The 26279-nt window shown below is 71.7% G+C and carries 25 protein-coding genes and 2 tRNA genes; 4 read left to right on the top strand and 23 right to left on the bottom strand.

The features are described from left to right. Positions 1 to 12 precede the first annotated feature (12 nt). The gene (rpsT, locus tag AQJ54_RS08075) at positions 13 to 273 is read left to right on the top strand and encodes a 30S ribosomal protein S20 (RefSeq protein WP_020136226.1); all 261 of its coding nucleotides are present in this window, start codon (positions 13 to 15) and stop codon (positions 271 to 273) included. Between the two features lie 184 nt (positions 274 to 457). Here rpsT and AQJ54_RS08070 read toward each other — a convergent pair whose 3' ends face one another. The 9 genes from AQJ54_RS08070 to leuS form a co-directional block, all read right to left on the bottom strand. Continuing rightward, the gene (locus tag AQJ54_RS08070) at positions 458 to 856 is read right to left on the bottom strand and encodes a nuclear transport factor 2 family protein (RefSeq protein ID WP_062028064.1); all 399 of its coding nucleotides are present in this window, start codon (positions 854 to 856) and stop codon (positions 458 to 460) included. Between the two features lie 213 nt (positions 857 to 1069). Next, positions 1070 to 2059 carry a DNA polymerase III subunit delta gene (holA, locus tag AQJ54_RS08065; protein ID WP_199821175.1) on the bottom strand — a complete coding sequence of 330 codons (990 nt, stop codon included), beginning with the start codon at positions 2057 to 2059 and terminating at the stop codon, positions 1070 to 1072. 150 nt (positions 2060 to 2209) lie between these two features. Then, positions 2210 to 2455 (bottom strand): hypothetical protein, encoded by a 246-nt coding sequence (locus AQJ54_RS08060; protein ID WP_078616656.1) that lies wholly within the window; start codon positions 2453 to 2455, stop codon positions 2210 to 2212. Positions 2456 to 2511: 56 nt separating this feature from the next. Then, on the bottom strand, positions 2512 to 3366 hold the full coding sequence (locus AQJ54_RS08055; protein ID WP_062235471.1) for an arylamine N-acetyltransferase family protein: 855 nt from the start codon (positions 3364 to 3366) through the stop codon (positions 2512 to 2514). A gap of 4 nt (positions 3367 to 3370) precedes the next feature. Beyond that, entirely contained in the window at positions 3371 to 6154 is a 2784-nt protein-coding gene (locus tag AQJ54_RS08050; RefSeq protein WP_062235465.1) for a ComEC/Rec2 family competence protein, read from the bottom strand. A 152-nt stretch (positions 6155 to 6306) separates the two neighbouring features. Then, complete coding sequence (locus tag AQJ54_RS42955; RefSeq protein ID WP_063806404.1) at positions 6307 to 7473, bottom strand: ComEA family DNA-binding protein; 1167 nt, start codon at positions 7471 to 7473, stop codon at positions 6307 to 6309. A 153-nt stretch (positions 7474 to 7626) separates the two neighbouring features. Continuing rightward, positions 7627 to 8472 carry a DegV family protein gene (locus tag AQJ54_RS08040; RefSeq protein WP_020136219.1) on the bottom strand — a complete coding sequence of 282 codons (846 nt, stop codon included), beginning with the start codon at positions 8470 to 8472 and terminating at the stop codon, positions 7627 to 7629. A 96-nt stretch (positions 8473 to 8568) separates the two neighbouring features. After that, positions 8569 to 9303, bottom strand: a complete 735-nt coding sequence (locus tag AQJ54_RS08035) for a hypothetical protein (RefSeq protein WP_079069783.1) — start codon at positions 9301 to 9303, stop codon at positions 8569 to 8571. 151 nt (positions 9304 to 9454) lie between these two features. Further along, positions 9455 to 12328 (bottom strand): leucine--tRNA ligase, encoded by a 2874-nt coding sequence (gene leuS, locus AQJ54_RS08030; protein ID WP_062235456.1) that lies wholly within the window; start codon positions 12326 to 12328, stop codon positions 9455 to 9457. 448 nt (positions 12329 to 12776) lie between these two features. Between leuS and AQJ54_RS08025 the strand changes: the two genes are divergently transcribed. Then, positions 12777 to 14114, top strand: coding sequence for a ferric reductase-like transmembrane domain-containing protein (locus AQJ54_RS08025; protein WP_243659736.1), 1338 nt, complete (start codon positions 12777 to 12779; stop codon positions 14112 to 14114). Beyond that, on the top strand, positions 14111 to 15724 hold the full coding sequence (locus AQJ54_RS08020) for an NADH-quinone oxidoreductase subunit NuoF family protein (protein WP_030314664.1): 1614 nt from the start codon (positions 14111 to 14113) through the stop codon (positions 15722 to 15724). The genes AQJ54_RS08025 and AQJ54_RS08020 overlap by 4 nt, the downstream gene beginning before the upstream one ends. Before the next feature lie 130 nt (positions 15725 to 15854). Here AQJ54_RS08020 and AQJ54_RS08015 read toward each other — a convergent pair. The 10 genes from AQJ54_RS08015 to AQJ54_RS46030 all read right to left on the bottom strand — a co-directional run bounded on the left by AQJ54_RS08015 (position 15855) and on the right by AQJ54_RS46030 (position 21213). Continuing rightward, positions 15855 to 15927 (bottom strand) — tRNA-Ala (locus tag AQJ54_RS08015). A 98-nt stretch (positions 15928 to 16025) separates the two neighbouring features. Further along, the gene (locus tag AQJ54_RS08010) at positions 16026 to 16259 is read right to left on the bottom strand and encodes a hypothetical protein (RefSeq protein ID WP_019523121.1); all 234 of its coding nucleotides are present in this window, start codon (positions 16257 to 16259) and stop codon (positions 16026 to 16028) included. Between the two features lie 3 nt (positions 16260 to 16262). Then, positions 16263 to 16436 carry a hypothetical protein gene (locus tag AQJ54_RS44865; RefSeq protein WP_020136213.1) on the bottom strand — a complete coding sequence of 58 codons (174 nt, stop codon included), beginning with the start codon at positions 16434 to 16436 and terminating at the stop codon, positions 16263 to 16265. Positions 16437 to 16805: 369 nt separating this feature from the next. Further along, a tRNA-Ala gene (locus AQJ54_RS08005) sits at positions 16806 to 16878 on the bottom strand. 105 nt (positions 16879 to 16983) lie between these two features. Further along, the gene (locus tag AQJ54_RS08000; protein WP_062027653.1) at positions 16984 to 17643 is read right to left on the bottom strand and encodes a histidine phosphatase family protein; all 660 of its coding nucleotides are present in this window, start codon (positions 17641 to 17643) and stop codon (positions 16984 to 16986) included. Beyond that, positions 17640 to 18083: a ribosome silencing factor gene (gene rsfS, locus AQJ54_RS07995; protein ID WP_020136211.1), complete on the bottom strand. Its 444-nt coding sequence runs from the start codon at positions 18081 to 18083 to the stop codon at positions 17640 to 17642. Before rsfS ends, AQJ54_RS08000 begins: the two co-directional genes overlap by 4 nt. Positions 18084 to 18160: 77 nt before the next feature. Next, entirely contained in the window at positions 18161 to 19996 is a 1836-nt protein-coding gene (locus AQJ54_RS07990) for an LCP family protein (RefSeq protein WP_062235453.1), read from the bottom strand. 16 nt (positions 19997 to 20012) lie between these two features. Next, complete coding sequence (gene nadD / locus AQJ54_RS07985) at positions 20013 to 20654, bottom strand: nicotinate-nucleotide adenylyltransferase (RefSeq protein WP_028809384.1); 642 nt, start codon at positions 20652 to 20654, stop codon at positions 20013 to 20015. A 79-nt stretch (positions 20655 to 20733) separates the two neighbouring features. After that, entirely contained in the window at positions 20734 to 20898 is a 165-nt protein-coding gene (locus AQJ54_RS46035; RefSeq protein WP_020136208.1) for a hypothetical protein, read from the bottom strand. A 156-nt stretch (positions 20899 to 21054) separates the two neighbouring features. Then, positions 21055 to 21213, bottom strand: a complete 159-nt coding sequence (locus AQJ54_RS46030) for a hypothetical protein (RefSeq protein ID WP_162952103.1) — start codon at positions 21211 to 21213, stop codon at positions 21055 to 21057. A 161-nt stretch (positions 21214 to 21374) separates the two neighbouring features. Here AQJ54_RS46030 and AQJ54_RS07980 point away from each other — a divergent pair, with 161 nt between their 5' ends. After that, a complete protein-coding gene (locus AQJ54_RS07980) occupies positions 21375 to 22493 on the top strand; it encodes a M48 family metallopeptidase (RefSeq protein ID WP_062027649.1) in 1119 nt (372 codons plus the stop codon). A 31-nt stretch (positions 22494 to 22524) separates the two neighbouring features. Here AQJ54_RS07980 and AQJ54_RS07975 read toward each other — a convergent pair whose 3' ends face one another. The 4 genes from AQJ54_RS07975 to AQJ54_RS07960 form a co-directional block, all read right to left on the bottom strand. Further along, positions 22525 to 23595, bottom strand: coding sequence for an SCO2583 family membrane protein (locus AQJ54_RS07975; RefSeq protein WP_062235450.1), 1071 nt, complete (start codon positions 23593 to 23595; stop codon positions 22525 to 22527). Positions 23596 to 23684: 89 nt separating this feature from the next. Continuing rightward, positions 23685 to 24251, bottom strand: a complete 567-nt coding sequence (locus AQJ54_RS07970) for an SCO2584 family spore wall biosynthesis protein (RefSeq protein WP_391213535.1) — start codon at positions 24249 to 24251, stop codon at positions 23685 to 23687. Positions 24252 to 24397: 146 nt separating this feature from the next. Beyond that, complete coding sequence (locus tag AQJ54_RS07965; RefSeq protein ID WP_062028060.1) at positions 24398 to 25684, bottom strand: glutamate-5-semialdehyde dehydrogenase; 1287 nt, start codon at positions 25682 to 25684, stop codon at positions 24398 to 24400. Between the two features lie 115 nt (positions 25685 to 25799). Beyond that, on the bottom strand, positions 25800 to 26267 hold the full coding sequence (locus tag AQJ54_RS07960) for a hypothetical protein (RefSeq protein ID WP_062235448.1): 468 nt from the start codon (positions 26265 to 26267) through the stop codon (positions 25800 to 25802). Between the last annotated feature and the right edge of the window lie 12 nt (positions 26268 to 26279).

The raw sequence follows: 26279 nt of genomic DNA, 5'->3' as shown, positions 1-26279 counted from the left end.
AGAGGCTCATTCGTGGCGAACATCAAGTCCCAGATCAAGCGGAACAAGACCAACGAGAAGGCCCGGCTGCGCAACAAGGCCGTCAAGTCCTCTCTGAAGACCGCGATCCGCAAGGCCCGCGAGGCCGCTGCCGCGGGTGACGTCGAGAAGGCCACCGAGTACCAGCGCGCTGCTGCGCGTGCGCTCGACAAGGCCGTCTCCAAGGGCGTCATCCACAAGAACCAGGCCGCCAACAAGAAGTCGGCGCTTGCTTCGAAGGTCGCGGCCCTCTAAGGCCTCCCTCTTCTGATCTGACGCCGGAAGGACCCGAGCGGGCCCTCTCTCATCCGCTCCCGACCGGCACCCAGGAGCCACGCGCGGCCTGCGTTCGCCACGCGGGCGTGGTCTCCGAAAGCTTGAACCGAGGCCCCGACGCCCTCGCCCTTCCCCAGGACGACGGCATCGGGGCCTTCGGTGTTCAGTCGGCCCAGAACTCGTTGCTCTTGTCGATGTCCTCGACGCACTCGTCGAGGTCGGTGACCTTGTCCCCGACGATCCGGAAGACGATGCATCCCGTGTCGTCCAGGCGCCGGCCCTTGCGCTCCGCGGTGATCCGGCACATGCCGACCGCGTGGCCGCGCCCGTCGACGGCGATCCCCAGCATCTCGAGCCGCATCGAGCCGCCGGTGGCCTCCCCGATCCTCTGGTACATGTCGATGATCGCGTCCTGCCCCTTGAAGTCCCCCGAGAGCGGGTGACTACCGGGCACATGGTGCGTGGCGTCCTTCGCGATCAACTCCCGCAGGGTGTCCATGTCCCCTCGGGTGAACGCCTCGAACCCTTTGCGTACAAGCGCCGCATGCGGATGCTCAGCCATGACGACCGCCACCTTTCCGTGTTCCGGCGATGTTCGGCTGACTAGTCCGATTCTCCTCGGAGGGAGACACGGGGTCCAGGCAGGCGCGGTCGTGACCACCTACCCAGGGGCGCGGGGCTGTATGGATATGCGGCTCCGCCGCGTGGGCGCGACCAGCCACAACCAACCCGCACCCGCCGAACAACCTCACCCGGCACCCCCGAACCGCGCCCCTCAGCCCCGTCCCCGGGACCGCGCCGCCCGGGCGATCGCCACCACCGCCTTCTCCAGCGCGTACTCGGGGTCGTCCCCGCCGCCCTTCACCCCCGCGTCCGCCTCGGCCACGGCCCGCAGCGCGAACGCCACCCCGTCCGGCGTCCACCCCCGCATCTGCTGCCGCACCCGGTCGATCTTCCACGGCGGCATCCCCAGCTCCCGGGCGAGATCGGCGGGACGCCCGCCCCGCGCGGAGGACAGCTTGCCGATGGCCCGCACCCCCTGCGCCAACGCACTGGTGATCATGACCGGTGCGACCCCGGTCGCGAGCGACCACCTGAGCGCCTCCAACGCCTCCGCGGCCCGTCCTTCCACGGCCCGGTCGGCGACGGTGAAGCTGGAGGCCTCGGCCCGCCCCGTGTAGTACCGCCCCACGACGGCCTCGTCGATCGTCCCCTCGACATCGGCGACGAGCTGCGAGACCGCGGACGCCAGCTCCCGCAGGTCGCTCCCGATGGCGTCGACGAGCGCCTGGCACGCCTCGGGCGTGGCGGACCGCCCGGTCGCCCGGAACTCCTGGCGCACGAAGGCCAGCCGGTCCGCCGGCTTGGTCATCTTGGGGCAGGCGACCTCCCGCGCCCCCGCCTTGCGCGCGGCGTCGAGCAGCGCCTTGCCCTTCGCCGCGCCGGCGTGCAGCAGCACCAGGGTGATCTCCTCGGCGGGGGCGCCGAGATACGCCTTCACGTCCTTGATCGTGTCGGCCGACAGGTCCTGCGCGTTGCGCACGACCACGACCTTGCGCTCCGCGAACAGCGACGGACTGGTCAGCTCGGCGAGCGTCCCCGGCTGCAACTGCTCCGAAGCAAGGTCCCGTACATCGGTGTCGGCGTCAGCGGCCCGAGCCGCTGCGACCACCTCCTGCACAGCCCGGTCGAGCAGCAGCTCCTCCTGCCCCACGGCAAGGGTCACAGGAGCGAGCAGGTCGTCATCAGCACTCTTCTTGGCCATCGCGTACAGCATGGCACGCGCCACTGACAGCCCGGCAGCAGCGGAGGGGCCGTCGGTGCCCGAGGCCGGACTGCCCGTCGTCGGGGTGCCGGTGGGATGGCGCCGCGAGCCGGCCCCGCCCAGGCCCGGCACACCGCACCGGCCGCGGACCTACGGCTCCTCCCGCCACCCCTCCCACTCCCCCGCGAACGCGTCCAGCTCCCCCGGATCCAGCCGTCCCGCCTCGTCGCGGAGCACGACCAGCCACTGCGCGTCCTCCGCGTCGTCCTCACCCGCCAGCGCGTCCCGGACGACCTGCGGCTCCTCGGCCACCGCGAACCGCTCCCGCAGCGCCTCGACGACCTCTTCCGCGGCATCCCGGTCAGGCAGCACCAGCACATGTCTCACATCGCTCACGGAACCATTTTCCAGGTCACCGCCACCGCCCACCCCACCCCACCTCGTACCTGCCGCTATCCGACCCGACCGGCGTTCCGCACCACCGGCACCCGGTCCAGCGCGACGCCGAACCGCTCCCGGTACACCTCCAGCACCTCCTCGTCCGTCCCCAACTCCCGCTCCTCGCGCTCCCCGTCCGCCCCCGTCACCTTGAGGACCCGCCCGCTGAGCGTGATCCGGCCGCCGTCCTCCGTCACCCTCGAACACACCAGGGACTGGGTGAAGTGCGAGGCCGGCGAGGTGCTGTGCCACCACGCCCCGGCCACGAAGTCCCCGAGCACCCGTGGCCGCACCTCCAGCCGGTACTGGCTCCTGCCGCCCACGACGACCTCCAGATCCGCGGCCTCACCCCCGCCCTTGGCCGGCGCGCCGTCCCCGCCCCGCACTCCCGCCGCGTCGGGCCCCGCCTCCACGATCCGGAAGGTGCCGCCGGGGTCCTCCTGCTCGTCCCGCGCTCCGAACGCCAGCGGATAGTGACTGTGCGCCCCGAACCCGACGTCGGCCAGCCACTCGCCCCCGTCCACGGTCCGCACCCGCAGAGCCAGATGGTCGTACGGGATCCCGAGCCGCCCCTCGTCGCCGTACACCCGCCCCGCGAGCAGCGTCACATCGAAGCCGAGCGCGGCCAGCAGGCCTGCGAACGCCCCGTTCAGTTCGTAGCAGAAACCCCCTCTCCCGTCGCCCACCACCTTCTCCACCAGCCGCTCCTCCTCCAGCACGATCTCCTCGCCGAGGTGGACCGACAGGTTCTCGAAGGGCACGGTCTGGAGATGGCGCAGATGCAGCTCGCGCAGGACCTCCACCGTGGGCCATGCCGGGTGCTGGACTCCCAGGCGGCGGAGATAGGCGTCAACCTGTGTGGGATTCATGCCCTCAGTCTCGCGCCACCCACAGCTCCCCACCGCGAGCACCACGGCCTCCTCCCCCCTCGATGTTCCCGCCCGCACTGCCTCCGGCCCCCTCGGCCCCGCCCCCCGCGCCCCCTTCACCATGGCCACCACGGTCCCCACGGTCGCCGTGGTCGCCGCCGGACCCGACGACGGCCAACGCCCCGTCCCGGTCCGTCCGCAGCACCACCGCACCCCCGGCCCGCAGCGCGGCGACCGTGCTGGGCGCCGGGTGACCGTAGGAGTTGTCGGCCCCGACCGAGATCAGCGCCAGCCGCGGGGCGGCCCGGCGTATCAGTTCCGGGTCCTGGTAGGCCGAACCGTGGTGAGCGACCTTGAGCACGTCCACCCCCGCCAGCCGCGCCCCCGCCGGCGACCTCAACAGCTCCTGCTGCGCCGGGGGTTCGAGGTCCCCGAGCAGGAGGAAGCGCAGCCCTGCCGAACGGACCAGCATCGTGACACTGGCGTCGTTCGGCCCGTCCGCCGCCACCGCCGGCGTCGGGCCCGCGGGCGGCCACAGGACCTCCCAGTCCAGCGTCCCCGTACGCCGCCGCTCCCCGGCCGCCGCCCGCGTCACCGGGATCCCCCGGGCCGCCGCCTGCCGCCGTACGGACTCGGCCTGGTCCAGCGGTTCCTCGAACCCCGTCGTCTCGATCGCCCCCACCGACCGCCCCCGCAGCACCCCGGGCAGGCCCGCCACGTGGTCGGCGTGGAAGTGGGTCAGGACCACGAGGGGCACCCTGGTGACGCCGAGGGTGCGGAGGCAGCCGTCGACGAGCCCCGGATCGGGCCCGGCATCCACGACCACGCCCGTGCCCTCGCCCGCCGCCAGCACCACCGCGTCCCCCTGGCCCACATCGCACATCGCCAGCCGCCACCCCGGCGGCGGCCATCCCGTGACCACCCTGGTCAGCGGCGGCGGCTGCACCACCGCCAGTGCGAACAGCAGCGCGCACACCGCGCACCACCAGGGGTGTCCGAGCAGCCGTCGCCCCACGAGCAGCACGAGTGCGGTGGCGAGGGCGAGGAGCGCGGCCCCCGCCCAGCTCCCCGGCCAGTCCACGCCCCCGCCGGGCAGCGACGCCCCGGTGCGGGCGACCTCCGCGATCCATCCGGCGGGCCAACTCGCACACCAGGCCAGGCCTTTGGCCACCGGCATCGCCACAGGCGCCGTCGCCAGCGCCGCGAAGCCCAGGACCGTGGCCGGTGCGACCGCGAACTCCACGAGCAGATTGCACGGCACCGCGACCAGGCTCACCCGCGCCGACAGCACGGCGACCACCGGAGCGCACAGGGCCTGGGCTGCTGACGCCGCCGCCAACGCCTCCGCCAGCCGGGGCGGCACCCGGCGCCGCCGCAACGCCAGGCTCCAGCGCGGCGCCAGCGTCAGCAGGGCCCCGGTGGCCAGGACGGAGAGCAGGAACCCGTAACTGCGGGCCAGCCACGGGTCGTACAGCACCAGCAGCAGGACGGCCGTCGCCAGCGCCGGGATCAGCGATCTGCGGCGACCGGTCGCGAGGGCGAGCAACGCGACGGCCCCGCAGGCCGCGGCCCGCAGCACACTGGGGTCCGGCCGACACACGACGACGAACGCCAGCGTGAGCCCACCGCCGGCCAGCGCGGTCGTCCGCAGCGACATCCCGAGCCGCGGTGCCAGTCCCCGTCGTTCGACGAGCTGGGCGAGTCCGGGCGGCCCGATGAGCAGGACGAGCAGGATCGTGAGGTTGCTGCCGGAGACGGCGAGCGTGTGCGCGAGGTCGGTCTCCTTGAACGCCTCGTCCAGCTCCGGTGTGATCCGCGAGGTGTCCCCCACGACCAGTCCCGGCAACAGGGCCCGGGCATCCGCCGGCAGCCCGTCGGTGGCCTCGCGCAGTCCGGCCCGCAGCCGCCCCGCGAACCGCTGTGCCGCCGACGCTTCCCCCACGACCTCGGGTCCCGCCCGATCCCGCACCCGCAGCACGGCCGCGACCCGGTCTCCCCCGATCAGCGGCGGCACCACCCGGGCGACCACCCGCACACGCGTGCTCGGCAGCAGTCCTAGCCAGGGTGACCGCGAGGGCTCGTCCGCGGCCGAGGCGTCCGACGTGGCCGACGTGACCGAGCCGCCCGACGCGTACGGCGGCCCGGACGTCACCCCACCGACACCGGGACGCCAAGCTCCCTTCCTCGCCTTCGCACGCACATCGACGATCACGAGCACCGGCGTCCGGGTCGCCACGGCGCTCCCGCCCACTGTCTCCACCCGCCGCACGTCGGCCTCGACGACCACGGCGGTGGGTGCCGCGTGGTCCCCTGTGATCCGGGGCCGGGTGAGACGGGGGTCGGCGGTCAGTTCGACCTCGGCGGTCACGGTGGCGTACCGCCGGGCCAGTTCCGGTACCGGTCCCCGCCGCAGATCCGCCCCGTGCAGCCCCGCGGACACGGCGGCCGCCGCGACACAGAGCAGCACAGCGGCGACCGGGACCCTGCCCCTGCCTCTGCCCCTGCCCCTGCCCCTGCCCCTGCCGTCGACGCCCCGCACAGGGACCCCGCCACTTCCGCCGACACCCCTCCCCCCGACACTCCTCACCCGGCGCCACCGTCCCGACAACAGCACGCAGGCGACGACGAGACACCCGGCCGCAAGCCCGGTGACCCACCCCGCAGGCAGCCCCAGGGCGACCGCGGCCGTCACCCACGCCGCCAGCGCCGCGGGGACCAGTCGCAGGTCCGTGGGGCCCTCCTGCCGGGGATGGGCGTCCCCGAGCCGTTTCCCGGAGGCGGCGTGCACGGCGGACCGTCCACCCCGTCCGACTCCGGCCGGCCCACGTGTCTCGCCCGACCTGCGTGCCTCGCCCGACCTGCGCGCCTCGCCTGACCTGCGCGCCTCGCCCGGCCCGCGTGTCTCGCTCTCGTCCCCTCGCCGGACCTCCGAGCCGTACCTCATGGCCGTACGAGATTCCGCAGGTCGGCGAAGCGGCGGTCGCCGATGCCGTTGACCTCGCGCAGCTCGTCCACCGAGCGGAAGCCACCGTGCTGGGTGCGGTAGTCGAGGATGTGCTGGGCCAGCACGGGGCCGACACCGGGCAGGGTGTCGAGCTGGTCCACGGTGGCCGTGTTCAGGGAGACGGGGGCCGCCGCACCGGCCGGGCCGCCACCGGGAGCGGCCGGAGCACCGTTGGCGGGTACGCCTCCCGCGCCGGGCGCGGGAGCCGGGCCGCCGACCACGACCTGCTCGCCGTCCACCAGGAACCGCGCGCGGTTGAGGGCGTCCGTGTCCGTGCCCGGCCGCACACCGCCCGCCGCCTTCAGCGCGTCGGCCACCCTGGATCCGGCCGGCAACCGATGGACGCCGGGTTCACGGACCTTGCCGCTGACGTCCACGACGATCTCGGCGCCCGCCGCGCCCGGGGTGTTGGGCATCCCGCCCGAGACCGCCGGCTGCTCCCCGCCCTGACCGCCCCGACCGCCGCCCTCGCCCGCACCGGCCTCGACCGACCCGCTCTCCCCGAACGGAGCCGCCGCCCGGACGACTTCGGGCGCCTGGACCGACTGCGTGCGGCCGGTCCAGAAGTGCTGCACGGCGAACACCGCGGCCACGACCAGCAGTACGGAGAGTGCTACTACGTTCCGCCGCTCCAGCCCGTACCGCGCCTGCAACCACACCGGCAACCGCTCCCGCAGAGCCATCCCGGCCCGCTCCCGCCAGGCACCGTCCCCGGCGGAACCATCAAGACGAGCCTCGTACCCGGCAGAGCCGTCACGCCGAGCCTCGTACCCGTCCCCGGCACCAACCCCGTCGATCGGCGAACCGGAACCGCCCCCGACGAGATCGACGGCATCGACATCCGCCCCTTCCCCGGCCAGGTCACGCCCACCCGTCGGCGGTCCCTTGCCCGAGTCCCTCCGAGCGCCCACCCGTTCGGCGAACAACACCTCCGCCCGCCGCCGGAGTTCGTCCGCCGAGGCGGCATGCCGGTGCCGAGCCCGGCCGCCTCCTGCACCTCGGGGGGCGGGCGGTCGGCGATGCCGTGAGCGTCCGTCGGAGCGGGGGCCGCGGCCCGGTCCGCTGGTTGCCGTCGCTGTGCGTGAACGTGATCGAAGTGCCATGCGCCGAGGATCGACCAGACCCGCGCTCTCGCGATGATCTTGGTCAATTCCCGTGGACTACCCACCGGTTGTGGACAACTCCGCCACCCGCACGAGTGAACCGCCCTCACGCACAGCCCACATATCCCCAGCAACTCGGGCCGTACTGCCCCGTCACCGAGCCGAGACCACAACCCCCAGCAACCCAGGCCCCGTATGCGCCCCGATCACCGCCCCGACCTCGCTCACATGCAGATCGGCCAGCCCCGTCACCCGTGCCCGCAGGCGGTCCGCGAGGGCGGATGCCCGGTCGGGGGCGGAGAGATGGTGCACCGCGATGTCGACCGGCGCGCTGCCGGCCCGGTCCGCGGCGATCTCCTCCAGGCGGGCGATGGCCCTCGACGCCGTCCGCACCTTCTCCAGGGGCTCGATCCGGCCGCCGTCGAGCTTCAGCAGCGGCTTCACCGCGAGCGCGGAGCCGAGGAGGGCCTGCGCGGCCCCGATCCGGCCCCCGCGGCGCAGATAGTCGAGGGTGTCGACGTAGAAGTAGGCGGCCGTGCCCGCGGCCCGTTTCTCCGCGGCGGTGACCGCCTCGTCCACCGTGCCGCCCGTCTCGGCGGCCTCGGCGGCGGCGACCGCGCAGAACCCGAGGGCCATGGCGATCATTCCGGTGTCGACCACCCGCACCGGCACCGGCGCCTCTCGCGCCGCCACGACCGCCGCGTCGTAGGTGCCGGAGAGCTCGGCGGACAGATGCAGCGACACGATCCCGGTCGCGCCGGACTCGGCGACCTTGCGGTAGTGCTCGGCGAAGGCCTGGGGGCTGGGCCGTGAGGTGGTGACGGGACGTCGCTTCTGGAGCGCCTGGGCCAGCGAGCGGGCCGTGATCTCGGTGCCCTCCTCCAGGGCGCGGTCACCGAGGACCACGGTCAGGGGGACCGCTGTGATGCCGTGCCGCTCCATCGTCCCCTGCGGCAGGTAGGCCGTTGAATCCGTGACGATCGCGACATGGCGGGACATGAGCTGGAGGTTACCTGCCGTAGCGTGCGGGCGGCAGCCCGGCCCCTGTCGCCCGGGGCTGCCGTGGCAGGTTCGGGGCGGGTGCCGGGCCGGGCATCAAGTCGTGCTCTCCGGACGGGGTTTCTTCTGCCAGGGGTAGGCCGGGCGGACGCCGGGCGGGGTGATCGCGGGCCGCGTCGGTTCCTCGGCGGTGCGGGAGCGGGGTGTCTCGGGCCAGGTCTGCTGCTCGGTGCCGCCCTCCGCGGCGGAGGCCTCGGGCCACGGCGGCGGTGTCGCGGTGGGCTCGGCCTTGGTCCAGTGCCGCAGGGCTCCGGACTCGACGTCGATCTGCGCGCTCAGGGTGTCCAGGTCGTCGTCGGCGAACCGGCGGGCGCGGTCACGGGCCGCCCAGCGCAGGGAGTCGGCCGACTGTGTGATGCGCTCGGTGCGCTCCCGCAGGCCGGGTAGGCGCTCGGCGAGCTTCGTACGGTCGGGCTCGGACTCCAGGCGCTTGAGCTCGCCGTCCAATTCATGGCCGTGGGCGCTGAGACGCTGGAAGAGGCCGATCGACTCCTTGAGGGACTCGTCCTCGGGGGCGCCCGCTTTCAGCGCCTCCTGGGTGGCGCGCATCGAGGTGCGCAGCTTCAGCCGCAGCTGGGCCAGTTCGCCCGCCGGGCCGACCTGGGCGAAGGACTTGGCGCGCAGGGTGTGGTCCTCGACCGTGCGCCGGGCCTGGGTGAGGGTGCGGTCCACGCCTCGCTTGGCGGCGCCGACCACCTTCACCGTCGCGTACACGCCGAGCACCACGAAGAGCACGAAGAGCAGGGCCACGATCGCGATCACTGCTTCCACGTCTCCTCCTCCGACCGGCACGGCACGCGCCGCGCCGCTCTTCCAAGGTAAACGCAACGGGCAGGCCCGGAGTTCCGGAGGAACCCCGAACCTGCCCGCACGCAACCCCTAGGGGGCCGAGACGGAACCCGCGCACAGCGCCGGACCGGCACTACGCCGGAACGATGTTCACCAGCTTCGGCGCCCGCACGATCACCTTGCGGATGCCCGCCCCGTCCAGCGCCGCCACGACCTTCTCGTCGGCCAGCGCGACCTTCTCCAGTTCCTCGTCGGAGATGGCCGGCGAGACCTCCAGGCGGGCCTTGACCTTGCCCTTGACCTGGACCACGCAGGTCACGGTCTCGTCCACGACGTAGGCCGGGTCGGCGACCGGGAAGTCCTGGTGGACGACCGAGTCGGTGTGGCCCAGCCTGCGCCACAGCTCCTCGGCGATGTGCGGGGCCAGCGGCGTGACCAGCAGCACCAGCGCCTCGGCGACCTGGCGCGACACCGGGCCGCCCGCCTTGGTCAGGTGGTTGTTCAGCTCGGTGACCTTGGCGATGGCCGTGTTGAAGCGCAGGCCCTCCAGGTCGTGCCGCACACCGTCGATCGCCTTGTGCAGGGCGCGCAGCGTGGCCTCGTCGGGCTCGGTGTCCACGACGGTGACCTCGCCGGTCGTCTCGTCGACGACGTTGCGCCACAGCCGCTGCAGCAGCCGGTACTGGCCGACCACCGCGCGGGTGTCCCACGGCCGCGAGACGTCCAGCGGACCCATGGCCATCTCGTACAGGCGCAGGGTGTCGGCGCCGTACTCCTCGCAGATCGCCTCCGGGGTGACGGCGTTCTTCAGGGACTTGCCCATCTTGCCCAGCTCGCGCTTGACGGGCTCGCCCTGGAAGAAGAACTTCCCGTCCCGCTCCTCGATCTCGGCGGCCGGCACCGGGAAGCCCCGGCTGTCGCGGTAGACGAAGGCCTGGATCATGCCCTGGTTGAACAGCTTGTGGAACGGCTCGGGCGACGAGATGTGCCCCAGGTCGAACAGGACCTTGGACCAGAAGCGCGCGTACAGCAGGTGCAGCACGGCGTGCTCGGCGCCGCCGACGTACAGGTCGACACCGCCGTGCGGCTGACCCTCGCGCGGGCCCATCCAGTACCGCTCGATCTCCGGGTCGACCAGCTTCTCGGAGTTGTGCGGGTCCAGGTAGCGCAGTTCGTACCAGCAGGAACCGGCCCAGTTGGGCATGGTGTTGGTCTCACGGCGGTACGCGCGCGGGCCGCGTCCGTCGCCCAGGTCCAGGGTGACGTTCACCCAGTCCTCGTTGCGGGACAGCGGCGTCTCCGGGGAGGTGTCCGCGTCGTCCGGGTCGAAGGTGCGCGGCGAGTAGTCCTCGACCTCGGGCAGCTCCAGCGGCAGCATCGACTCGGGCAGCGAGTGGGCGATGCCGTCCTCGTCGTAGACGATCGGGAAGGGCTCGCCCCAGTAGCGCTGGCGGCTGAACAGCCAGTCGCGCAGGCGGAAGTTGACGGTGCCCTCGCCGACGCCCTCGCTCTCCAGCCACTCGGTGATGCGCGCCTTGGCCTCGACGACGCCCAGGCCGTCCAGGGAGACGCCCTTGCCGGTGGAGTTGACGATCTTCGCGTCGTAGGAGACGAAGGCGTCCTCCCACGTGGCGGTGTCGGTGCCGCGGCCGTCGGTCGGCTCGACGACGCACACCACGGGCAGCTCGAAGGCGCGCGCGAACGCGAAGTCGCGGGAGTCGTGGGCGGGGACGGCCATGATCGCGCCGGTGCCGTAGCCCATCAGGACGTAGTCCGCGATGAAGACGGGGACCGGCTCACCGTTGACCGGGTTGGTGGCGTAGGAGCCGGTGAAGACGCCGGTCTTGTCCTTGGCCTCGGCCTGGCGCTCGACGTCGGACTTGGAGGCGGCCTGCGCACGGTAGGCGGCGACGGCCTCGCCCGGGGTCGCGTGCCCCCCGGTCCAGGCATCGTGGGTGCCCTCCGGCCAGACGGCGGGCGTGAACTTCTCGACCAGCGGGTGCTCGGGTGCCAGCACCATGTAGGTCGCGCCGAACAGGGTGTCGGGGCGGGTGGTGAAGACGGTGATGTGCTCGCCGTCGATCGGGAAGTCGACGCGGGCGCCCTCGGAGCGGCCGATCCAGTTGCGCTGCTGCAGCTTGATGGCCTCGGGCCAGTCCAGCTCGTTCAGGTCGTCCAGCAGCCGGTCGGCGTACGCGGTGATCCGCATGTTCCACTGGCGCAGCTTGGCCTTGAAGACCGGGAAGTTGCCGCGCTCGGAGCGGCCGTCGGCGGTGACCTCCTCGTTGGCCAGCACGGTGCCCAGCCCGGGGCACCAGTTGACGGGTGCGTCGGAGGCGTAGGCCAGCCGGTACTCGCCCAGGATGTCGGCGCGGGCGGCCTCGGACAGCTCGCTCCAGGAGCCGCCGCCGGGCACCGGGCGCTCACCGGACTCGAAGCGGGCGATCAGCTCGGAGATCGGGCGGGCCTGCTTCGCCTCGTCGTCGTACCAGGAGTTGAAGATCTGCAGGAAGATCCACTGGGTCCACTTGTAGTAGTCCGGGTCGATCGTGGCGAACGACCGGCGCTTGTCGTGGCCCAGGCCCAGCCGGCGCAGCTGGGACTTCATGTTGTTGATCGCGGCCTCGGTGGTGATCCGCGGGTGCTCGCCGGTCTGGACGGCGTGCTGCTCGGCGGGCAGGCCGAAGGCGTCGAAGCCCAGGGTGTGCAGGACGTTGTGACCCGTCATCCGCTGGAAGCGGGCGTAGACGTCGGTGGCGATGTAGCCCAGGGGGTGGCCGACGTGCAGGCCCGCGCCCGACGGGTAGGGGAACATGTCCATGATGAACTTCTTGGGCCGGGCGACGACCTCCGGGTCGCCCGCCAGGTCGCCCTTGGGGTTCGGCGCCGCGTAGGTGCCGTCGGCGTCCCAGAAGTCCTGCCAGCGTGCCTCGATCTCGGCCGCGACGGCGGCCGTGTAGCGGTGCGGCGCGGCCGGCTCGGCGGCAGCGGGGTTCGTCTCGCTCATGGTCCTCAAAGCTCCATCGATCGTCTCTGCCAGCGGCTGGTGTCGTCCGGAAACGAAAAATCCCCTCGCACAGGAGGGGACGCCGCGCCGATTCCGACCACGTCTTCACCGGTGGTCGGGACTGATCAGCGCGGCTCGCTAAGCAGAAGGCGTACGGCACGCATGGCGTTAGGGTACCGCAGCCGTTGAGCAAGCCGCGACGAGCTTACGTATGCCTCTTTGGCACCGGGTGCCGCACTCGCCGCCGCAGTCGAGCCGCACCGTATCCACCCGAGAGGAACTGGAGCAAGGCCAGAGGTTACTTCGCGTAACAGCCGCTAAGGGGCATCACAACGGCCCCACGACCGTTTGATAACAACGCAATAACTCAAACGCCGTACCCATCGGTATGGCGCCACTTAGAGTGCGGCAGCGGGACCGCCTTCCCGAACCGCTCGGAGTTGCCCCCATGAACCCTCGTAGTAGCAACAGCACGCTCCCCAGGACGGGCCGGTCGGCCTATGGGGTGGCGACGGCCGTCTTCCTGCTGGCCATCCCTCTGGTCGTGGTGTACGGAGGTGTCTGGCTCCAGGACTTCCTCAACTTCGGAGCGGGCGTGGTGACGCTCGTCCTCCTGACCTGTTCCGTGATCTGGGGACTCGTCGCACAGGACCGGCTGATCCTCAACACCCGGCAGCGGATCGTCGCCCAGGGCGTGCACCGGATCACCGCCGTGGGCTCGATCGCGTTCCTCCTGCTGCACATCGGGATCAAACTCACCCTCGAACACACCACGTGGATCGCCGCGTTCATCCCGTTCGGCCTCGGCTTCAGCAGCAGCGGCGGCCTCATAGGACTCGGCACCCTGGCCGGCCAGCTCATGATCTTCGTGGGCATCACCGGTGCGCTGCGCAACCGGTTCGCCTCCCCGGCCCCGGTAGCGGCCCGCTGGCGGGCGATGCACATGCTGGCCTACCCCGCCTGGTGCGCCGGCCTGGTCCACGGGCTCTACGCGGGTCGCGCGGTGAAGGCCCCGATCTTCACCTACCTGTACGCGCTCTGCGTGCTCGGCGTCATCGTGGCGCTCGCCCTGCGCGCGGCCCCGCGCCCCTTCAAGCGCAGGATCACCGACCGGGTCGCCGTGCTCCTCGGCGCCGAGGAGCGCGGGGGCCGCGCCGAGGAACTGGAGGCCTCGCGGGCCAGGCGGGCCGCGGAGACGGCCGCGCCGGGCCGCGAGAGCCGCGGCGAGGGCCGCAGGGGCGCCGAGTCCGGCGGCCGGCGCTCGGAGTCCGCCCTGCCCGGCTACGAGGGCCTGTCGCAGACCGGCTCCAACCCCATCTACCAGACCCCGGCCCCCGAGCCCGCGGGCAGCGGCTTCGCCGCCGCCTACCGCGCCATGTCCCCGGGCGGGCAGCAGCCCTACGACACCGGCCAGACCGCGCGCATGGACATGCCCATGGACATGCAGGCCGCCACCGAGCCCATCGCGCGCGCGGAAGGCATCGGCAGCACCTCGGGCAACTGGCCGATCCCCTCCCCGCCGCCGGTCGGCGAGGCACCCCCGTCCGCCTACGACCCGCTCCAGGACACGGGGTACAACATCCCCACCTATGGCGGCAATTCGGGCACGGCCAGCTATTTGACGGGTGATGTACGCGACACCGGTGAGTCAAACACCATGTATGGCGCGTACAACCCGAACGACACGTACAACAGCGGTCCCGCCACAGATCAGACGTCCGGCCAGTCCTACGACTCGCCGGGCTCGGGCGAACCTTGGAACACGCCTTCCGGAGGCTATAGGTGAACGAGGCCCTGCCCGACGTCCCGGAAGTCCGCGTGGTCGGGCTTCCCCAGCTCACGTCGGGCTTCGACCTTGTCGAACGACTTGACCTGCCCATGCACCTGAAGGTGCACGGGCCGCTCGAACCCATGGGCGGGGAGCAGCTCGCGAAGCTCTCCGAGGCCATCAACCTGAAGGGGCGCGGCGGTGCCGGCTTCCCCTTCCACAAGAAGCTGCGCTCGGTCGCCGAAGCGGCGATCAAGCGCGGCATCCGGCCGGTCGTCGTCGTCAACGGCAGCGAGGACGAACCGGCCTGCCGCAAGGACACGGTCCTCATCAACCGTGCCCCCCACCTCATCCTGGACGGCGCGCTCCTGGCCGCCGAGGCGCTGGGAGCCAGGACCCTCGTGATCGGGGTCACCCGGGAGTCGACCCAGCGCTCCATGGAGGCCGCCCTCGCCGAGCGCGGCCTCAGCAACGGCCGGCGATCGGCCCTCCGCGCGCGCGTGCAGCGCAATCCCGTCCGTATGGTCACGGGAGCGGCGGCCTCGCTGATCCGTTCCATCGACGGCGGCCCGGCCATCCCGCCCGGCCGCAAGGTCAGCGCCTCGCAGAACGGCGTCGGCGGCGCACCGACCCTGCTGTCCAACGCGGAGACCTTCGCGCAGCTGGCGATCGCCGCGCGCATCGGTCCGGAGCGGTACGGCAACACCGGTCTGTACGACGAGCCGGGCACCGTCATGCTCACGGTCTCCGGTGCCGTCGCGCGCCCCATGGTGATCGAGGTCCCGACAGGCGTACCGCTGCGCTACGTCCTCCAGTTGGCCGGCGCCCCGCCGGTCCCCCAGGGCGTGCTGACCGGTGGCTACCACGGCAAGTGGATCGACGCGGCGACCGTCAACGAGGCGATCGTCTCCCGCAACTCCCTGGACGCCGTGGGCGGCGCGCTCGGCGCCGGCGCGATCCTGCCGATCACTCAGGAGACCTGCCCGCTGGGCGAGTCGCTGCGGGTGGCGCAGTGGCTGGCCGAGGAGAGCGCGGGCCAGTGCGGGCCCTGCTACCTGGGTCTGCCGGCCGCCGCGCGCGGCATGGAGGACATCCTCAACGGCGGCGGTCCGGCCGCCCTGGAGGCGCTCAAGCAGGTCGCCAAGAACGTGAAGCGGCGCGGCGCGTGCTCGCACCCGGACGGCTCCGCAATGTTCCTGGAGTCGACCATCAAGGCGTTCACGGACGACCTGGCTGCCCATGTCCTCGGCAACGGCTGCGGACGGCCCGTGGAGGGCGTTCTGCCGCTCTTCGAGGGCGGCAAGATGCCGACGGGCATCCCGGGCGGCGGCGAGGCCGAGGAGAACGGCCCCAGCCGTCAGAAGATCTACGTCGACTGGACGCTGTGCCGGGGCCACGGCCTGTGCGCCGACATCCTCCCCGAGGTCTTCGAACTCGGCGCCGACGGCTTCCCGACCGTCGCGCAGGCGCAAGTGCCGCGCTACGCCGAGGCGAAGGCGCTGCGTGCGGTGCGCCGCTGCCCCGCGCTGGCCCTGCGCCTGGAGGAGGAGTCGCCGCGCGACAAGGGCCCCGCCCGCAACCTCCCGGTCCTCTCCCAGGGCCGTGGGCGGCGAGCGCTGGGCCGCTGAGCCGACGTCACGAAGGGGCCGCCCGGGATTCGGGCGGCCCCTTCGTCGTGACTGGCCCCGCAACGGCGTAACTGGCCCTGGAAACAAGAAGATCCCGCCGGATCGAGATGATCCGGCGGGATCTTTGCTGTGGAGCTAAGGAGAATTGAACTCCTGACCTCCTGCATGCCATGCAGGCGCTCTACCAACTGAGCTATAGCCCCTTGCTTGGTGTTCCGCCCGGTTTCCCCGGCGGCGGAGCCAACATTACACGGTCTCCGGGGTGGAACACCAAATCGTTTCCCGGCTCAGGCAGTGACGCTCATGCGGTGACGAACGAGTAGAACCGTTTGAGCGTGCAGTGTTCCTCGAGGAGGCGGCCGTAGATCGGCTCGCCCTCCAGTTCGCGGTACGTCTCGATCGGGTCGCCTTTTATGATCAGCGCCCGCGCGCATTCCTCGCACCAGTACTGGTAGTCGGGATTGAGCGGCTCCATGTCGCGCACGATCGGTGTCCCGCTGCCGCACCAGTCGCACTTTCGCCTGTGTGCACCCATCGATCAGCTCCAGCTGTGGCCGCAGGCCGTGCACACGTAGGAGACCCCGCCGTTGTCGCCGAGTACTTGCGCCACGTGGACGGAACCGCAGGAAGGGCAGATGAGGCGGACCGTCGTGTCCCTTGTCGACGCCGCTTCGTGGAGGTGGCCGACCTCCACGAGGATGCTCGCAGGCATCACTACTCCCTCCCGTCGGGCCGCGCCCCCTTCCGGCCGTTTGATTCTGCCACGGCCGGACCAATACGGTCAGCGACGCCTGAGTACCAGTCCGGACACGGGACCCGTCGCCACGGGTCCCGGCCGGCGCGAACTTGCACGCCAACAGCGCCTTCGCAGAGGTATACGCCTCGGAGGGGCCGAGTGACTCAAGTCGGTCGAAGAAGAGTGTTCTGAAGCACGCACTGCGCCCGGTGATCACGCGCCGCGCCGCCGTGACGCGTGACCGCCGAAGAGGATCAAGCAGGACAGAGCAACAGAAAATCCCGCCTCCGGAAGGAGACGGGATCCTCGTCACGATCTTTGACCACTCGACCGAGTGTCGATCTGTGGAGCTAAGGAGAATTGAACTCCTGACCTCCTGCATGCCATGCAGGCGCTCTACCAACTGAGCTATAGCCCCTTGCGTTCTTCCCGCTCGGCGGGCGAACAAGAAGAACTCTAGCCTGCGACCTGCCGGAAAGTGAAATCCGGGTCCGTGCCTGGTGGGCGCCGGTTCCACCGCCGCTCAGTCGTCGTCCCCGAGCACCGGCTCCGGAAGGGTGCCGGCGTTGTGCTCCAGCAGGCGCCAGCCGCGCGCGCCCTCGCCGAGGACGGACCAGCAGCAGTTGGAGAGGCCGCCGAGGCTCTCCCAGTGCCGGGGCTCCAGACCGAGCAGCCGTCCGATGGTGGTGCGGATCGTGCCGCCGTGGCTGACCACCACGAGGGTGCCGTTCTCGGGAAGCTTGTCGGCGTGCCGGAGCACCACGGGAGCGGCGCGGTCGGCGACCTCGGTCTCCAGTTCGCCGCCGCCGCGGCGGACCGGCTCACCGCGCTTCCACGCGGTGTACTCCTCGCCGTGCCGGGCGATGATCTCCTCGTGCGTGAGCCCCTGCCAGACGCCCGCGTAGGTCTCGCGCAGCCCCTCGTCGTGGGCCACCTCCAGGCCGGTGAGCGCGGCGAGCTCGGCGGCCGTGTTCGCGGCCCGCTGGAGGTCGGAGGCGACGATCGCGTCGGGCTGGAGCGAGGCGAGCAGCCGGGCGGCACGGCGGGCCTGGCCGACGCCGGTCTCGGTGAGGGCGACGTCGGTGCTGCCCTGGAAGCGGCGCTCCACGTTCCAGGAGGTCTGGCCGTGCCGCCACAGGATGACGCGGCGGCCCCGGCCCCTGCGGCCGTCGGCAGCGGTCACCGCTGCTCCCCGAACTCGGCGTCGTCCTCCTCGGCCCGGAGCTTGGCGTGCTCCTCGCCCTTGCCGCGGGTCGCCTTGGCGTCGGCGGGCAGCTCCAGCTCGGGGCAGTCCTTCCAGAGCCGCTCCAGGGCGTAGAAGACCCGCTCCTCGCTGTGCTGGACGTGGACCACGATGTCCACGTAGTCGAGGAGGACCCAGCGGGCCTCGCGGTCGCCCTCACGGCGCACCGGCTTGGCGCCGAGCTCCTTGGAGAGCCGCTCCTCGATCTCGTCGACGATGGACTTGACCTGGCGGTCGTTGGGCGCGGACGCCAGCAGGAAGGCGTCGGTGATCGAGAGGACGTCGCTGACGTCGTAGGCGATCACATCATGGGCGAGCTTGTCGGCGGCCGCCTGCGCGGCGGTGTGGACGAGCTCGAGGGAACGGTCAGTCGCGGTCACTACAAGGCTTTCGGTCGGCGGTCACTTGACCTCAAGGGTCTCACGGACCGCCGACGGCACCCCACGTGATTGTCCCGCTAGGACCCCGAGGACGGCTTGTAGTCCCGGCCGAGGATCACGGCCACGTCCGCGCTGGAGGAGACCGTGCCCTTGGTCACGGCGCCTGCGGGCAGGCCGAGGGTCTTGGCGACCTCGGCGGCGTTGGCCTTGTCGCCCGCGTCGGCGTAGACGACCTTGGAGGTGGTCTGCGTACCGGAGGGCGTGCCGCCGTCGAGGAAGGTGAAGCCGCCGTTGAGGAGGACGACCCGGGCCTTCTCGGTGTTGTCCTTGGTGCCGGTGGCGTTCTGGACGGAGACGCTCACGGCCGCGTCCTTGTCGGGGCTCTTCGCCTTGCCGCCGAGGACGTCCTTGACCACGCTCGCACTGGCCGCCGCGCTCAGGGTGCCGTCCTGCTGGACGGGCAGCAGCGTGGTCCGGTAGTCGCCGCCCTTGGCGAGGTCGGCGAGCTTGGCGAGGAAGGTGCCGAGGTCCTTGTCGGTCAGGGACGGGTCGAGGATCTGGGCCAGGGTCTGCACGGTGGTGGTCGCGGCCGTCGGGTCGGAGGACAGCTTGCGCAGCACGCCCTGCATGACCTGCCCGAAGCGCTCCAGCTGAGCGTCCTGGGACTCGCCGGGAGCGCGGTAGGTGGCGTAGGCGACGGCCATCTTGCCGCTGAGGGTCTGGTCCTTCCCCTTGCTCACCAGGGGCGCCTGGCCCTTCTTCTTGGCGGCCGGGTCGGGCACGGCGGTGTCGGTGTCGATGTCGATGTTGCCGACGAGGTCGACGAGGTTCTGGAGGTAGGGGGTGTCCAGGCGCCAGGTGCCCTCGATGTCGGTGCCGAGCACGGTGTCGAGGGCGTCGAGGGTCCCGGAGGAGCCGTCGTCGTCGACGGACTTGGCCAGGGTGGTCGTGGTGCCGTCGTCGGCCGTGAGGGTGAGGGAGTTGGGGATCAGGACGGTGGTGCCCCGGTCGGTGGTGGTGTTGTCGACGAGCAGTGCGGTGGAGGTGCCGCCCTTCCCGGTGTTGTGCAGGTGGACGACGATCACGTCACGGTTCTGGGCGCTCGCCGCGATCGAGGTGCCCTTCTTGCTCTCCGGGTCCGACAGGCCGGGCAGCTTCCCGGCGTACCAGAGCCAGCCGACACCGCCGACCGCGACGAGGGCGAGGACGACGACCAGGGCGACGAGCCGGCTGCGGGCGCGGCGCTTGGCCTCCTCGCGGCGCTCGGTGCGGTTCTCGGTGAAGTTGAGCCAGTCGATGACGTCCTCGGAGTCCCCGTCGGGCTCCTCCACGAAGGCGAACTGGGCGGTGTGGTACTGCCGTTCGTCGTCGTCACCGGCGCCCGCAGCGGGACGGCCACCGGCCTGTGCGCCGTCGCCGTGTCCGGGACGGGTTCCCGTGTCCTGCCCGCTGCCGTAGCCCCGGCCGGTCGGCGGGGTCTGCGGCGCGTCGCCGGTGGGTCCGCCCTGCTGGGGGATGTAGGCCGTCTGCTCGGTGACCCGCTGCTGCCGCCCGCTCGTGGCGGCCTGTCCGTAGGGGTCGTACGCCGTCCCCGGACCGGTGCCCTGTCCGGCCCCGCTCCCGTCGCCGTACGGGTCGTAGGGCGGGGTCGGCGCCTGCTGACCGGTGTCACCGGCGGCGTAGGGGTCGTACGGCGGGACCTGGTTCCCGGTGCCCGTGGCGTACGGGTCGTAGCCGTAGCCCTGCTGTGCGTACGGGTCGTACTGCTGCTGAGGGTGCTGGGGCTGCTGGCGCGGAGCCTGTTGCTGCGGCGGGACCTGCTGGTACACCGGCCGGCCGTACTCGTCGTAGCCGACGAGTTCGTACTGGTTCTCGTGATCGCCGCCGTAACCCGCGTCGTATCGGTCGTTCACCGGTGCCCCTCTCGGCTCACTCGCCGCGGTACAGCTCGCGCTTGTCGATATAACGCACGACGCCGTCCGGCACCAGGTACCAGACGGGGTCGCCCTTGGCGACTCTCGCCCGGCAGTCGGTGGAGGAGATCGCCAGGGCCGGGACCTCGACGAGCGAGACCCCGCCCTCGGGCAGCCCGGGGTCGGCCAGGGTGTGGCCGGGCCGGGTGACTCCGATGAAGTGCGCGAGGGAGAACAGTTCCTCCACGTCCCGCCAGGTGAGGATCTGGCCCAGGGCGTCGGCGCCGGTGATGAAGAAGAGGTCGGTGTCGGCGTTGAGGGACTTCAGGTCGCGCAGCGTGTCCGTGGTGTAGGTGGGACCGCCGCGGTCGATGTCGATCCGGCTGACCGAGAACTGGGGGTTCTCGGCGGTCGCGATGACCGTCATCAGATAGCGGTCCTCGGCCGCGGACACCCTGCGGTGCGTCTTCTGCCACGGCTGGCCGGTCGGTACGAACACGACCTCGTCCAGGTGGAACTGCGCGGCGACCTCGCTGGCCGCCACGAGGTGTCCGTGGTGGATCGGGTCGAACGTTCCGCCCATGACGCCGAGGCGGCGCTTGCCGGGGTTCGAGGGGCCGTGGTCGCCCGGGCCGGTAGGCATGTCCTGCTCTCCCATGCGTGCAGACCCTACCGGCCCGACCTGAGGGGCCCGGACGGCACGGGCCCGGAGTGCCCCGCGACGGGCACCCGGTGCCTCAGCGGTCGCGGTTGAAACGGGTGGTGATCCACAGCAGGAGCAGCAGGATGATGAAGGCGGCGCCGCCGGTCACCAGGGGGTCGAGGCTCTCGTGGTTGCCGCCGTGCTCCTCGCCCTCTGCGGCGAGGGTGACCAACTGGGCAGCGGTGCTGTGGAAGCTCATCTTCGGCAGACCTATCCGATGGAGGAGGGACGGGACAACGACGTCGGCCCATGGTAAGCGGGCCCGGTGAGGGCGATCACCCCGACTCCACCATTGGGGGCCGTCGTCGGGGCCCCCGGGAAGGTCCGGGAGAGGGCCGGGAACCTTCGCCCCCGCTCACTCGTCCTTCCGCTTGTACCCCCGCAGCAGGAACCACGCGGTGAACGCACAGCCCACGAACATCACGACCAGTACGATCCGGAGCAGATTTCCGGCCCCTTGCTGCTCGGCGGCGCCTGCGGCCTCGGTGAGCCAGGCGGCCCGGGTGTGCTCCATGACGTGGACTCCTTCGCTGTACTGCCCGTCCACGCTATCTCCGCCTAGGCTGGGCTCTGCTTCGGGGGCGCAAAGGGCCGCACAAGGGTCCGCAAAGGATCACCGCGGTCGAAGGGGCACGGCCACAGACGGCACCGCCAAAGACGCATGTGGGGGAAGACATGTCCGACGACGGCCATCAGAACAACGGGCACGAGCACGTACCGAGCAGGCAGCGCCGGCGCTTCCCGGGCATCTCCTCGCGCGCCTACGAGCACCCCGCCGACCGCTCCGCCCTGGTGGCGCTGCGCAAGCTGAGCGGTTTCGACACGGTGTTCAAGGCGCTCAGCGGTCTGCTCCCCGAGCGGAGCCTGCGGCTGCTGTTCCTGTCCGACTCGGTGCGCGTCTCCGACCAGCAGTTCGCGTACCTCAACGACATGCTGCGGGACGCCTGTTACATCCTGGACCTCGAGAAGGTCCCGCCGATGTACGTCACCCAGGACCCGCAGCCCAACGCGATGTGCATCGGCCTGGACGAGCCGATCATCGTGGTCACCACGGGCCTGGTCGACCTCCTCGACGAGGAGGAGATGCGGGCCGTCGTCGGCCACGAGGTGGGCCACGCCCTCTCCGGTCACTCGGTCTACCGGACCATCCTGCTGTTCCTGACCAGTCTCGCCCTCAGGGTGGCGTGGATCCCGCTGGGCAACCTCGCGATCATGGCGATCGTGACCGCGCTGCGGGAGTGGTTCCGCAAGTCGGAGCTGTCGGCGGACCGCGCGGGCCTGCTGGTCGGCCAGGACCTGCGGGCCTCGATGCGCGGCCTGATGAAGCTGGCCGGCGGCCACCACCTGCACGAGATGAACGTGGACGCGTTCCTGAAGCAGGCCGAGGAGTACGAGGCGGGCGGCGACCTGCGCGACTCGGTTTTGAAGATCCTCAACGTCCTGCCGCGCACCCACCCCTTCACCACGATCCGGGCCGCCGAGCTGAAGAAGTGGTCGGAGTCCCGCGACTACCAGCGGATCATGGACGGCCACTACCCGCGCCGCTCCGAGGACAAGGACACCTCGGTCTCCGACAGCTTCCGTGAGTCGGCGGCGAGCTACGCGAGCAATGTGAAGAGCTCCAAGGACCCGCTGATGAAGCTGGTCAACGACATCGCGGGCGGGGCGGGCGACCTGGGCGGCAGGGTGCGCAGGGGCTTCGGCGGTTTCGCGAGTTCGTCCCCGCGGGACGGTGAGACCCCGAGGAACGGCGAGCCCCCGAGGGACACCCCGCGGGACGACGAAGGCGGCTGACACCTGAGACCGCAGTCGGAACGCAGGCGGCTCACACCTTCGGCTGCGCGCTGGTGGCCAGCGACCCGCAGAGGGCCGTGGCACTGCCGGTCGCATAGGGATCGGTCCCCGCGGGTCCGCCCGCCTTCGCGGTCTGTCCGGCCAGCAGCGGATGCAGCTGGTTCGTGGAGTCCTCCGCGCAGGACAGCGGGCCGGCCTGGACGTACGACACGACCAGCTGGGCGGTGTGCATCCGCAGGTCGTCCCGGTCGAACCGGAAGTGCAGCTCCCGCCGGACGGTGAACAGCGAGACCTCGCTCGACGTCATCGGGGCGGCGGACCGCAGCGCGTACACGAACGTGTGGTCCGCCGTGACCTCCAGCGTCGAGGAGTCGGTCTCGGCGGCCTGGAGGCTCCCCTGCACCCGGATCCGCGCGTCGGCCAGCCGCGCCTCGGCGGGGTCGAAGCGGACCAGCCAGCCGGTCGGCGCGTGCCGTCCGTCCGCCGCCGGGTGGGCGAAACTCTGGTCGAACTGGTCGAGTTGGTCGGTGTCGAGCAGGACCCGTACGGCACGGACCTGGTGGCCGGTGAGGACGTCGGGGTCCAGTGAGGACCGCACGATGTAGTCCTTGGCGGTGGTCAGCGCGCTCACCACCTGGCTGTCGGAGAAGTGCTCGGTGCGGCGGGAGGCCGGCAGCGGGATGCCCTCGGCGCCGGCGCGGTACTGCGCGGCGGGACTGTGCGCGTACAGGTACTCGGCGTCGGGGTGCCCCGGGACCCGGCCCTCGGGGGCCAGCGGGATGACGGTCATCCGCAGCGGCTCGACGGGCTGGCGGAGCGCGGAGCTCTGGTACGGGTGCCGTACACCCATGTAGATCGCCGTGCCGAAGGCGACGGCGATCAGCAGGACCAGGATCAGCACCTGCCGGGACAGGCCCCGCCTGAGGGGCGGGCGGCGGCGGACGGCGGGCGCGTGGTCGGCCATGCGCTCCTGCGCGGAGAACTCCTGGAGGCGGGCAGCACGAACGAACGACTCGTCGAACACGACGGATCGGTATTCGTCCTCTCCACCTGCCGGGCCGCCCTCGGGTGTCCCCTCAGGCGGGTCTCCTGGCGCTCCCATATCTTCAGAGTAGGTCTCGGGAAGCTCAGGTAAACGCCCTGCCGCACGACAACTTCTGACAGGTTCTCACCAGGTCCGAAATGGATCGCTCAGGGCGTGCGCGGGACGGCGGACACGGCCGGCGGGGAGTAGTCCGCGGACGCCGAGGGCGTCACCGTGCTCCCCTGTTCCAGGCCGGTCGAGGCGGGGGGCGGTACCCGGTCGCGGCTGCCCGAGGAGGAACCCCGGTAGACCGCGGTGAAGGCCAGCGCGACCATGCCGATGCCCATGACGAGGGCGAGCATCCAGGCGACCGGGCGGTGCCAGCGGACCTGCTTGCCGTAGGCGCCGGGGGCGCCGTAGCGGCCTTCGAGGATCTCGGTGTCGTCCAGCTCGTCGAGCTCGGGATCATGGCCGAAACGGCCGGGGCCGTATCCGTCCTCGTACCGGTCGGCTCCGGGGTGGGCGCGGCGGGCCTCGGCCTCGGAGGCCTCCGCTCTCGCCTTGGCGGCGGCCAGGAGGCGCTCGACGGCGGTCGGCTCGTGCACCACGGCCGCCCGTACGAAGGCCTCGTCGAAGACCACGGAGGCGAACTCTTCGTCCGACACCCCGCGGTCGTGGTCGTCGTCGGGCTCCCAGCCGTCAGGGAACGGCGTACCCCCCACGTCCTCCGGCACGGATCCAGAGTAGACCTGGGGGGTCATTTTGGGCAGACGACAGGGAAATTCATCCGCCTGATGAGACGCCCCGGCACGGCACGGAAAAAGGGCCCGGGGCGCCTGCCGGACGCATATGCCCAGGTCGCGCCCCGGGGCGAGCCGGTTCAGCGGCGGATGTGGCCGTCCCCGGTGACGATGTACTTCGTGCTGGTGAGCTCCGGCAGGCCCATCGGGCCGCGCGCGTGCAGCTTCTGCGTGGAGATGCCGATCTCCGCCCCGAAGCCGAACTGGCCGCCGTCGGTGAAGCGGGTGGAGGCGTTGACCGCGACGGTCGTGGAGTCCACCAGCTGGGTGAACCGGCGGGCCGCCTGCTGGGAGGTGGTGACGATGGCCTCGGTGTGCCCGGAGGTCCACAGCCGGATGTGCTCGACGGCCTTGTCCAGCGAGTCGACCACGGCGGCGGCGATGTCGTAGGAGAGGTACTCGGTGTCCCAGTCGTCGAGGGTGGCCTCGACCAGGGTCGCTTTGGTGTCCTTCGCGTAGGCCAGCACCCGCGGGTCGGCGTGCACGGTGACCCCGGCCTCGGCGAGGGCGTCCAGGGCCCGCGGCAGGAACTCGGGGGCGATGTCCTGGTGGACCAGGAGGGTCTCGGCGGCGTTGCAGACGCTGACCCGCGAGGCCTTGGAGTTGATCAGGATGTCGATCGCCATGTCGATGTCGGCGTGGGCGTCGACGTAGACGTGGCAGTTGCCGGTGCCGGTCTCGATGACGGGGACGGTCGACTCCGTCACGACGGTCTGGATCAGCGAGGCGCCGCCGCGCGGGATCAGCACGTCGACCAGGCCACGGGCGCGCATCAGCTCCTGCACGCTCTCCCGGGACTGGCCGGGCACCAGCTGGACGGCGTCGGCGGGCAGTCCGGCACCGCCCACGGCGTCCCGCAGGACCCGGACGAGGGCGGTGTTCGACTCGTACGCGGAGGCCGAGCCGCGCAGCAGGACGGCGTTGCCGGACTTCAGGCACAGGGCGGCGGCGTCCACGGTGACGTTCGGGCGGGCCTCGTAGATGATGCCGACCACGCCGAGCGGGACCCGGACCTGGCGCAGGTCGATGCCGTTCGGGAGGGTCGAGCCGCGGACCACCTCGCCGACCGGGTCGGGCAGCGCCACGACGTCCCGGACGTCGGAGGCGATGGCGCGCACCCGCTCCGGGGTGAGCGTCAGCCGGTCGACGACCGACTCGCTGGTCCCGGCCTCGCGGGCCTTGGCGACGTCCTTCGCGTTGGCCTCGACGATCTCGCTCGTACGGACCTCCAGCGCGTCGGCGATGGCGAGCAGCGCGTCGTCCTTCTCGGACCTCGGCAGCGGGGCGAGGTCGGCGGCGGCGGCCTTGGCCCGGTAGGCGGCCTGGACGACCGGGGTCATGGAGTCGTACGGCGAGAGCGAGGTCATGAGGGAAAGGGTAGTGCGCCGGACGGGGACGAACACCGCGCATTCCACAGCGCGAGACGGGATCAAAGGGACATGCCCGGGGACTCGCCCCGGGGCGCACCCGAGATCACCGTGGTCAGTACGGATGCACCCCGACCGGCGACGCGGGAGCCGGCCCGTACCCCTCGGCGATGCGCTGATGGTAGGTCTGGCGGTCGATGACCTCCAGGCCGACGATCTCCCAGGGCGGCAGGCCCGCGGTCTGGCGGTGCTCGCCCCACAGGCGCAGGGCGACGGCGGCCGCGTCGTGCAGGTCGCGGGCCTCCTCCCAGTACCGGATCTCCGCGTGGTCGTTGGCGTAGCGGCTGGTCAGCAGGAAGGGATGGTCGTGGGCGAGCTGTTCGAGGGCGCGCCGGACCTCCTTCAGCGGGGCCTCCTCGCCGGAGACGCTGAGGGTGACGTGCCACAGGCGGGGCAGGTCCTCGGGCTGCTTCGTCTCGAACTGGTCGCCCGCGGCGACGCTCGTCAGGGTCCGCTCCTCACCGGCCGGCTTCGCCACGGCGTTGCCGGACCCGCCGCGGGAAGCCGCCGCCCCAGGGCGCACTCGTCTCACGAC

The organism is Streptomyces griseorubiginosus (assembly GCF_001514195.1).
GTDB lineage: Bacteria > Actinomycetota > Actinomycetes > Streptomycetales > Streptomycetaceae > Streptomyces > Streptomyces griseorubiginosus.
Note: the sequence above shows the minus strand (reverse complement) of the source record. Positions and strands in the feature narration are given on the sequence as shown.